Origin of the sequence: Streptomyces flavofungini (assembly GCF_041028215.1) — a bacterium.
Taxonomy (GTDB): domain Bacteria; phylum Actinomycetota; class Actinomycetes; order Streptomycetales; family Streptomycetaceae; genus Streptomyces; species Streptomyces flavofungini_B.
In genome coordinates this window covers 1-9,112 of sequence record NZ_JASKYR010000302.1, presented here as the reverse complement: position 1 = coordinate 9,112, position 9,112 = coordinate 1, and the positions used below count along the sequence as shown (strand labels likewise).

9 protein-coding genes are annotated in these 9,112 nt (G+C 73.2%); 4 read left to right on the top strand and 5 right to left on the bottom strand.

Going from position 1 to position 9,112, the window contains the following annotated elements:
• From AB8Z36_RS21025 to AB8Z36_RS21015, 3 genes are all read right to left on the bottom strand, one after another.
• The coding region (locus tag AB8Z36_RS21025) for a universal stress protein (RefSeq protein ID WP_369214899.1) at positions 1–992 on the bottom strand (992 nt) is incomplete at its 3' end.
• Positions 993–1,022: 30 nt separating this feature from the next.
• Entirely contained in the window at positions 1,023–1,724 is a 702-nt protein-coding gene (locus AB8Z36_RS21020) for a response regulator (protein WP_369214898.1), read from the bottom strand.
• Positions 1,725–1,856: 132 nt separating this feature from the next.
• Positions 1,857–2,324: a Crp/Fnr family transcriptional regulator gene (locus AB8Z36_RS21015; protein ID WP_369214897.1), complete on the bottom strand. Its 468-nt coding sequence runs from the start codon at positions 2,322–2,324 to the stop codon at positions 1,857–1,859.
• A gap of 172 nt (positions 2,325–2,496) precedes the next feature.
• On the opposite strand from AB8Z36_RS21015, the gene AB8Z36_RS21010 reads away from it, so the two are divergent.
• The 4 genes from AB8Z36_RS21010 to AB8Z36_RS20995 all read left to right on the top strand — a co-directional run bounded on the left by AB8Z36_RS21010 (position 2,497) and on the right by AB8Z36_RS20995 (position 7,294).
• A complete protein-coding gene (locus tag AB8Z36_RS21010; protein ID WP_369214896.1) occupies positions 2,497–3,174 on the top strand; it encodes a pyridoxamine 5'-phosphate oxidase family protein in 678 nt (225 codons plus the stop codon).
• A 74-nt stretch (positions 3,175–3,248) separates the two neighbouring features.
• Positions 3,249–4,124: a universal stress protein gene (locus tag AB8Z36_RS21005; RefSeq protein WP_369214895.1), complete on the top strand. Its 876-nt coding sequence runs from the start codon at positions 3,249–3,251 to the stop codon at positions 4,122–4,124.
• Between the two features lie 48 nt (positions 4,125–4,172).
• Positions 4,173–4,931, top strand: coding sequence for an HAD family hydrolase (locus tag AB8Z36_RS21000; RefSeq protein WP_369214894.1), 759 nt, complete (start codon positions 4,173–4,175; stop codon positions 4,929–4,931).
• Positions 4,928–7,294 carry a glycoside hydrolase family 65 protein gene (locus AB8Z36_RS20995; RefSeq protein WP_369214893.1) on the top strand — a complete coding sequence of 789 codons (2,367 nt, stop codon included), beginning with the start codon at positions 4,928–4,930 and terminating at the stop codon, positions 7,292–7,294. Before AB8Z36_RS21000 ends, AB8Z36_RS20995 begins: the two co-directional genes overlap by 4 nt.
• Here AB8Z36_RS20995 and AB8Z36_RS20990 read toward each other — a convergent pair.
• Together AB8Z36_RS20990 and AB8Z36_RS20985 are read right to left on the bottom strand one after the other, a co-directional pair.
• Positions 7,291–7,683: an STAS domain-containing protein gene (locus tag AB8Z36_RS20990; protein ID WP_369214892.1), complete on the bottom strand. Its 393-nt coding sequence runs from the start codon at positions 7,681–7,683 to the stop codon at positions 7,291–7,293. The two genes, AB8Z36_RS20995 and AB8Z36_RS20990, sit on opposite strands and share 4 nt — an antisense overlap.
• Before the next feature lie 198 nt (positions 7,684–7,881).
• Positions 7,882–9,112 (bottom strand): AMP-binding protein (locus AB8Z36_RS20985; RefSeq protein WP_369214891.1); only part of this gene is annotated, 1,231 nt, incomplete at its 5' end.

The following is a 9,112-nucleotide window of genomic DNA, read 5'->3' as shown; positions in this document are numbered from 1 at the left end:
GCCCCGTACGGTCCCGCCCGGCCCGGCAGGACCATGCGGGAGAGCAGACGGGCGTAGTGCCGCGCGGCTCTGCGCGACCACCGGGAGACCCGCCGCACCGGAAGCCTTCGCTGCCTCCGGTGGTACATGGGCGGCCTGGGGACGGCGATGACCGGACAGCGTGCGTGACGCAGGACGCGCCAGAGCGTGGCGTCGCGCGGCAGCGGGCCGCCGGAGCCCCGGGCCCCCACGACGAGACCGAGGGTGTGCGCGGACTCCCGGGCCAGCACCCGGCCCGGCACACCCCGGAGCACGGCGTGACGCACCTCCACGTACGGATGAACGACCCGGCAGCCCGCCACCATCTGCGCGAGGAGGCGTCCGCACTCCGCGACGGCCGCGCGTTCGTCCAGGGTGCCCAGGAGCGAGGTGTGCCAGACGTACAGCACCCGCAGCGCGGCCTCGTGCCGGGCGGCTTCCGCGAAGGCGTGATGCAGGGCGGCGGCGGAGTGCCGGGCCGCGGCGGAGTGCCGGCGGCCGTCCGGGCCGACGTCCACTCCGACGACGAACACGGGGTGCGGCCGCACCGCCGGCGCGGGTTCGCGGACGATCACGACGGGGCAGGCGGCGTGGGCGATGACCGGCGGGGCGACGGACGCCGCGGGGTCGCCGAACAGCGTCGCGTACCGGCCCGGCCGCCGCGCACCGAGCACCACGGCCGCCGCCGGTCGGTCCTGCCCGCACACCTCCGGCACGGCCGCCCCGCCGGTGACCGAACCGGTCACGCGCAGCCCCGGATGACAGCGGTGGACACGGGCGACGGCCGCACGCAGGGTCTCCTCCGCACTGCCCGGCCGCTCGCACCCGGCGTTCTCAGACCCCGGCGTGAGGACGAGGAGCAGCGGCAGCCGGTGCCGATGGGCCTCGTCGGCGGCCCAGTCCAGGGCCGCTCGGTGGGGCAGCCCGGCTTCGACGGCGACCACGATCGGCGTACCGGCCGACGCCGCCGTCATCGTCGGCCCGCCTCCCGCGTCGGACGGCCGTCATGGGGCGAGGCGTGCGTCGGGCGCCTGCTGCCGCAGATGGGAGGAGATGACCGCGGCCTGCACCCGGCGCTGGACGCCCAGCTTGGCCAGGAGGCGGCTGATGTGGTTCTTGACGGTCTTCTCCGACAGGTAGAGCTTCTTGCCGATCTCACGGTTGGTCAGTCCGTCGCCGATCAGCGCGAGGATGTCGCGCTCACGCGGGGAGAGCCCCGCGAGCTCGGGTGCCACGTCGGACTGCCCGGCCGGGTCGGTGCGCAGGGTACGCATCAGCCGTGCCGTGGTGGCGGGGTCCAGCATCGACTGACCCGAGGCGACGGTGCGGACCGCGGAGATCAGGTCCGACCCCTTGATCTGCTTCAGGACATAGCCCGCCGCCCCAGCCATGATCGCGTCGAGCAGGGCGTCCTCGTCGTCGAACGAGGTCAGCATCAGGCATGCCAGCGACGGCATCTGGCTGCGGAGTTCGCGGCAGACCGTGATCCCGTCGCCGTCCGGCAGACGTACGTCGAGGACGGCGACATCCGGCCGCAGGGCGGGGCCCCGGGTCAGGGCGTGGTCGACCGTGTCCGCCTCACCGACCACGGAGATGTCGCGCTCGGCGTCGAGGAGGTCGATGATGCCGCGCCGGACGACCTCGTGGTCGTCCACGAGGAACACGCGTATGGGGCTCTCTTCGCTGAAGGTGCGTGCTGCGGCCATGTCGTCCCCTCGTTCCCCGGATGGTGTGCGGACCGCGGGCAGTCCGTGCTGACGATCATCACGTGCGGGGGCCGGAAGCACTAGGGCCGACCGGCCCTCCCGGCACCGGGCGGACCCTCCGCCTCCCCGGCCTCAGCGGGCCCGGCTCGCGCCGTAGGGGGCGTACAGGTCCAGCAGTCGTGTCCTGGCCGCGCTCAGGCGCCGGGCCAGCACCTCGCCGACCCACTGGGTGACGCCCCGGCCGAACGCCGGATCGTCCTGGCACATGCCTCGCACCGCCGCGGCGTCGAACTCATAGGCCCTGACCGGAGTCACCGCCTCGGCGCCCAGATGCCATACGTGCGGCGCGAACAGCCAGGACCAGCCGACCAGTTCGTTGTGGCCGAGACGTTCGACGACGGCCGCCCGGCGGCCGGGCACGCGGGTGTCGAGCTCGACGGTGCCGGTGCGGATGATCCAGAAGCGATCCGCGCGTGATCCCTCTTCGAACAGGCGCGTCCCCTGCGCGATCGACACCTCCCGGGCCACGCGCATGAGCCGCTGCCGGTGCTCGACGGGCAGGGCGCGCAACATGCCGAGGGTGAGGGGCGGATCAATCATGTCGTGCCTCCCGGAGGACCTTTGGACTGCCGGTTCCAGGGTGCCGCCGTCCCGGCCACGGAGCCATGGGCCGCCCGGCCCCCGGGTACGGTCCGGGCGGCACGCTTCCGGTCCCCGTTCGGGGACCAGTGGCCTCTGCGAGACCCGCCCGGAGAGGTGGGACGCTGCCCCCATGGACGAGCTGACCCGCACGAGCGAGGGGACCCGGCGACCGCACCCGGGCGATCTGGGCCGACGCCTCCGGGCCCGGCGCGCACAACTCGGCCTGAGCCGCGCGGAGACAGCCGCGCGGGCCCGCATGGCGCCCGGCTATCTCCGGCACCTCGAAGAACACGCCACGGCCCATCCCGCCGCGGGCACACTCGCCAAGCTCGCCGACGCCCTGCGGACCACCGTGACGGAGCTGACCGGCGGCGGCGCCGGACAGCCGCCCGGCCGGGGCCGGGTCGCCCCTGGTCCGAGGTTCGAGGAGCTGAGCGAGAGCGAGTGCCGGAGCCTGCTCTCCTCGCACGGGGTGGGCAGGCTCGCCCTGTCGACCGGCGAGGGTCTCCTCGTCGTGCCGGTCAACTACAGCGTCCTCGACGGCGATGTGGTCTTCAGGACCGCCCCCGGTGCGGCGCCGTCGCTCGCGGACGGCCGCCAGGTGGTTTTCGAGGCGGACCACATCGACGATGCGTTCAGCCGGGGCTGGAGCGTGTTGATCCGTGGCCGTGCCCGGACGGTGACGGATACCGGGGAGGCGAGCGGTCTCGACCTGCGCGCGCACAGCACGCCTTGGGCCGGTGGGCGGCGCGACCTGTGGGTGCGCGTGACACCGGCAACGGTCACCGGCCGACGGATCAGCCGGTGAGTCCCGCGGCAACCGAAGTCGGCCGGAGCCGCATGCCGCGCGGTGGGGCGGCACAGTGAAGGGCGGTGAAGACGATGACACTTCCCCTGGTCGTGGGCGTCGACGGATCGGACGCGTGCCTGCTGGCGGTCGACTGGGCCACGGACGCGGCGGCCCGCCACCAGCTGCCCCTGCGGCTGGTCCACGGCTCCCTGTGGCAGCGGTACGAGGGCGCCCTGCCGGCCCACGGCATGGAGCGCCCGCCCGGACGTGTGCTGTCGGAGCACATCGTCGCCTCCGCGGCGGCGCGTGCCGGGCAACGCCACCCCGATGTCGCGGTGAGCACCGGCATCGTGCCCGACGCGGCCGCCGCCGCCCTCCTGCGCGAGGGCAACAACGCCACCGCTCTCGTGACCGGCTCACGGGGGCGCGGTGGACTGACGGGAGTGCTGCTCGGCTCGGTCGGGCTGGCCGTCGCGGCGCGCGCCCACTGCCCGGTCATCGTGGTGCGAGGTGATCGCACGGCCCTCGCCGGCGACCACGAGCGCATCGTGCTCTGTGCCGGAGAATCCGGCACCGGCGGTGAAGCCGTGCGGTTCGCGTTCCAGGAGGCGGCAGCACGCGGGTGCCTGCTGGATGCCGTGCGCGCCTGGCGCTGTCCGGTACGTGAGAGCGACGGTTCCCAGGCGCTGTCCGACGAGCCCGCACACCACCACCGGAAGACCGCCGAGGCCCAGCTGGACGTGGTGCTCGACGACGTCAAGGCCTATCACCCCTCGGTGCGGGTGCACCGCACCACCGCCGAGGGTCCGGCACACAAGGTGCTCCTCGACCGCTCGGCGGCGGCCGACCTCGTGGTCATCGGGGCACGTCGCCGACACGGCCACCGCGGCCTCCAGCTGGGTCTGGTCGCGCACACCCTGCTGCACCACGCGCCCTGCCCGGTGGCCGTCGTGCCCGAGCTCCTGTGAGCTGCCGGCGCCGACTGTCGTCGCGACCTTCTCGTGAGGGGAGCTGAGGTGACCGAACAGACCACGGACGTGCTCGCACCGGTATGGCGGAAGATCGAGGCGGTCGTCTTCGACACCGATGGAGTGATCACGGACTCGGCACGCGCACACGCGGCCGCCTGGAAGACCGCCTTCGACACCTACCTGGCCGAGCACCCGCCCGCGACCGCCGAACAGGGCCGCCCGTTCGACGCCGGTGAAGACTACCTGCGGTACGTGGACGGCAAGTCCCGCAGGGACGGAGCCGCCGCCTTCCTCGTCTCGCGTGGCCTTGAGGCGTCGGCGCGGGCGGTGCGGGCCGTGGCCACGGAGAAGGAGCGCCTGTTCACCGAGGGGCTGCGCGCCCACGGCGCCGCCGTGTACCCCGGCACCATCCGGCTGGTCGAGGCGCTGCGCCGCGCGGCGGTGCCCGTGGCCGCGGCGTCCGCCTCCCGGCACGCCGGGGAACTCCTGGCCCGGGCCGGCGTCCTCGGCCTCTTCGACGTCCTGGTGGACGGCGGCGAGGCCGCGCGGCTCGGGCTCGCGGGCAAGCCGCGACCCGGCCTGTTCCTTGAGGCGGCGCGCCGCCTCGAAGTCCCCGCCTCCCGCGCGGCCGTCGTCGAGGACGCGCTCGCGGGGGTGGAAGCGGGCCGTCGTGGCGGCTTCGCCCTCGTCGTCGGCGTGGACCGTACCGACGAGGCAGCGGCGCGGGAGCGACTGCTCCGGCACRGCGCCGACATCGTCGTCCGCGACCTCGCGCGACTGCTCGGGCGGGGAGCGCCGGCATGAGCGGCTGGACGTGGACGTTCGAGGGGTACGAGGCCGCGGACGAGCGTCTGAGGGAGGCGCTCTGCACGCTGGGCAACGGCTATGCCGCCACCCGGGGCGCCCTGCCCGAATGCGCGGCCGACGCCACCCACTACCCGGGAACGTACGCGGCGGGGTGTTTCAACCGGCTGTCCTCGAACGTCGCGGGACGGCGGGTCGAGAACGAGGACATGGTCAACCTTCCCGGCTGGCTGCCCCTGCGCTTCCGGCCCCACGGCGGGGCGTGGCTCACCCCGGACACGGCGCCGGTCCTCGACCACGTACAGACCCTGCACCTCTCCTCCGGGCTGCTGGAGCGCAGGACGCGCTACGGACTGGGCGAAGGCGCGTCACTGACCGTGCGCCAGCAGCGGATCGTGCACATGGCCGACCCACATCTGGCCGCGCTGCGCACCGAGTTCACCGCCGGGGGTTTCGCCGGTGACCTCGATGTCGAGGCGGCTCTCGACGGCGGTGTCACCAACGACGGGGTGCCGCGCTACCACGCGCTGGACGGCCGTCACCTGACGCATGTGCACACCGGTACCCACACCCCGGACACGGCGTGGCTGCGCTGCCGCACCCGCACCTCCGACATCCGGATCGCCATGGCGGCACGACTGACCGCCCCGGCACCGGCCGAGCACCGGCACGAGCCCCTGCGGGCCGTCCAGCGGCTCCGCCTGTCACTGGCCCCGGGACGCGAGGCCACCGTCGACAAGCTGGTCGCCCTCCACACCTCGCGCGACCCGGCGATCAGCGACCCGTTGGGCGCGGCCCTCGCGCGCGTGGACGCGGCGCCCTGCTTCGACCGACTCCTTGAGACGCATCTGACGGCCTGGGACCAGCTCTGGCGCAGGGCGGAACTCGACGTTCCCGGGGAGGCGGGCCGCATTCTGCGCCTGCACCTGTTCCATGTGCTCCAGACCCTCTCCCCGCACACCGCGGAACTGGACGTCGGGGTACCGGCGCGCGGACTGCACGGTGAGGCGTACCGCGGCCATGTCTTCTGGGACGAGCTGTTCATCCTGCCCTACCTCAACCTGCATCTCCCCGAGGTCTCCCGCGCCCTGCTCCGCTACCGGCACCGCCGTCTGGAACAGGCCTGCGCCTCGGCGGCCTCGGCGGGCCGGCGCGGGGCGATGTACCCGTGGCAGAGCGGCAGCGACGGACGCGAGGAGACCCAGCGGCTGCACCTCAATCCTCGCTCGGGGCGCTGGCTCGATGACCATTCCCGGCTCCAGCACCACGTCGGATCGGCGATCGCCTACAACGTGTGGCAGTACTACGAGGCGACGGGCGACGCCGAGTTCCTGCACACCCGCGGCGCCGAGACACTGCTCCAGATCGCACGCTTCTGGGCGGACGCGGCCCGCTGGGACGAGAGCCTCGGCCGCCACCGCATCAAGGGAGTGGTCGGCCCCGACGAGTACCACGAGGCGTACCCCGGAGCACGGGCGCCGGGCATCGACGACAACGCGTACACCAATGTCACGGCCGCCTGGGTGCTCGCGCGCACCCTGGCCGTGCTGCGGTCGCTGCCCGAACCGCGTCACCGCGAGCTCGTCGAACGCACGGGACTCGACGGCGGCGAACTCGAACAGTGGGAGGACGTGTCCCGCACCTTGTACGTGCCCTTCCACCAGGGCGTCATCAGTCAGTTCCACGGCTATGGAGACCTTGCCGAACTGGACTGGGACAGCTACCGGAAGCGGTACGACGACATCCGGCGCCTGGACCGCATCCTGGAGGCGGAGGGTGACACGGTCAACCGCTACCAGGCCTCCAAGCAGGCCGACGTCCTCATGCTCGGCTACCTCTTCCCGCCCGCCGAACTGCGCGCCGTTCTCGCCCGGCTGGGATACCGGCTCGACGACGCGACCTGGCAGCGCACGGTCGATCACTATCTGCGCAGGACCAGCCACGGCTCCACCCTCAGCGGTCTGGTGCACGGCTGGGTGCTGGCCCGCGCCCGCCGGAGCGAGGCATGGCGGTTCTGTCTGGAGGCCCTGCGCGGCGACGTCGCCGACTTGCAGGGCGGCACCACGGGGGAAGGCATCCATCTGGGCGCCATGGCGGGCACCCTCGATCTGGTGCAGCGCGGGCTGACCGGCCTTGAGACCCGCGCCGGCGCGCTGTGGCTCGATCCGGTGCCGCTCCCGGAGCTGTCCTCGTACGGGTTCTCCCTCCACTTCCAGGGGCACTGGGGCGTACGCGTGCGGCTGCGGCACGGGGCGATGGAGGTCACGGTTCCGGCCTCCGACCGTTCCCCCGTCGATATCCGGCTGCCGGACCGCGCGGTCGTCATCGAGCCGGGGCAGACCTGTCGCCTCCTGCTCTCCTAGCAGTGGCTCGTACGGCTGGTGCCGGTGATCCGCCCGTTGGCCTCCCGGCCGCTCGGCGGCCAGGTGTCGAGGACCCGGAAGGTGTGGTCCAGCCGGAGGAGCCGCAGGACGCGGAGGGTGAGGGGGCGGGTGACGACCACCTGGAGCCGGCGGCCGTCGGTCCGCAGCCGCTGGTGCGCGCCGCACAGCACACCCAGGGTGCTGCAGTCGATGAACGTGGCGGGGCGCAGATCCACGACCACGTCCCGGTCGGGCACGCTGGTCAGGGCGTGCAGGCAGGTATCGAGCGACGCGGCCGAGAGGACGTCGAACTCGCCGTGCAGTTCGACGACGACGGCGGTGGTGTGATGCCGCTGCACGAGCCGGAAGGAATCAAGCTGCTCAGACATGAGGTCCTCGCCGCGTCGAGGTGATCAGAGAGAACGGGAGAGCCGTCGCTGCCCGCCGCCGCTCCGGCGGCATCGCGAAGCGGTACGCGGGGTGCGCCAGCGGTGGTGAGCAACACGGCTGCCGTATCCTGACTATTGCCGTTGGCATGTGCCGTCACACGACAAAATCCGGCCAACGTGGTGCACGCGCGGTTCGCCTCACACGCGCCCCACCAGCCGCTCCACGGCCCTGCGGTCCACCTTCCCGTTCGCGTTCAACGGGATCGACGGGACCGGGGTGAGTCGCGCGGGCACCATGTAGGGCGGCAGGCGGTGGCGCAAAGATTCGCGTAGGGACTCGTGCGGGGACTCACGGAGCCCCGCGAGGGGTGCGCCGGAGGTGAGCGTGTGGACGGCCGCGAGTTCGATGCTGCCGTCCGGGGTCGGCAGGGCCACGACCACCGCTTCCGCCACCCCGGGCAGTTGGCGCAGGGCGGCCTCGACCTCGCCGAGTTCGACGCGGTAGCCATGGACCTGGACCTGCTGGTCGACACGGCCGAGGTGGATCAGCGGTGTGCCGGAGGCAAGCGGACCATCGGCTTCGGGGGAGTCCGGGGACTCCGGCAGCGTCGTCACGCGGTCGCCCGTGCGGTACCAGTGCGCGGGTGTGAGTGGCGTCGCGGGGTCGTACGGGGTGCCGTCGGGGGTGAGGAAGCGGCCCGTGTTGTCGGCCGGGTTGAGATACCCGGCGAAACGCTGGGGACCGCGTACGCACAGTTCGCCGTCGAGGAGGCGGCCTTCCAGGGCGGGGTGCAGGGGACCGATCGGCACGGTGTCGTTCGGCGTGTCCGGCCAGGCGCCGGGAGCGCCGGGGAGCCGGTATCCGGTGCAGGTGACGGTGAGTTCCGTGGGGCCGTAGGCGTTGTCCACCGAGCTGTTCACGGCGGCCCCGGCCCATGCGCGTGCCTGGCGTAGGGTCAGGGGTTCGCCGCAGAACATACTGCGGCGCAGACCCGGCAGGCTGCCGGGCTTGAGCGCCCGCAGGCGTTCGGCCAGCGAGATCACCGAGGGCACGGAGTTCCAGTGCGTCAGGGCGCGGGTGGCCGCGAAGCGGACCGGGCGCAGCAGGTCTCCGCGGGTGGCGGCCACCAGGGTCGCGCCCGTGCCCCAGGCCGCGTACAGGTCGAGGACGGACGGATCGAAGGTGAGGTCGAAGGTCTGCGACACACGGTCACCGGGTCCTGGGCCGTAGTGCGGCACCGCCTGCTCCAGGTAGGCGCAGACATTGCCGTGCCTGACCGGGACACCCTTGGGTTCGCCGGTCGACCCCGAGGTGAACAGCAGGTAGGCCAGGTCGTGCGGGGCGGCGTCCCGGCCGGGCACGCTCGGCGGTGCCGTGGCGGTCAGCGCGAGGAGTTCCTCGCCGGTACGGGTGAGGACCGGCGCGGGC

What these genes read in the sequence shown, in the direction of transcription:
- AB8Z36_RS20990 (WP_369214892.1), bottom strand. Translation starts at nt 7,683, where the DNA reads ATGTCTGAGCAGCTTGATTCCTTCCGGCTCGTGCAGCGGCATCACACC.
- AB8Z36_RS20995 (WP_369214893.1), top strand. Translation starts at nt 4,928, where the DNA reads ATGAGCGGCTGGACGTGGACGTTCGAGGGGTACGAGGCCGCGGACGAG.
- AB8Z36_RS21015 (WP_369214897.1), bottom strand. Translation starts at nt 2,324, where the DNA reads ATGATTGATCCGCCCCTCACCCTCGGCATGTTGCGCGCCCTGCCCGTC.
- AB8Z36_RS21020 (WP_369214898.1), bottom strand. Translation starts at nt 1,724, where the DNA reads ATGGCCGCAGCACGCACCTTCAGCGAAGAGAGCCCCATACGCGTGTTC.
- AB8Z36_RS21005 (WP_369214895.1), top strand. Translation starts at nt 3,249, where the DNA reads ATGACACTTCCCCTGGTCGTGGGCGTCGACGGATCGGACGCGTGCCTG.
- AB8Z36_RS21010 (WP_369214896.1), top strand. Translation starts at nt 2,497, where the DNA reads ATGGACGAGCTGACCCGCACGAGCGAGGGGACCCGGCGACCGCACCCG.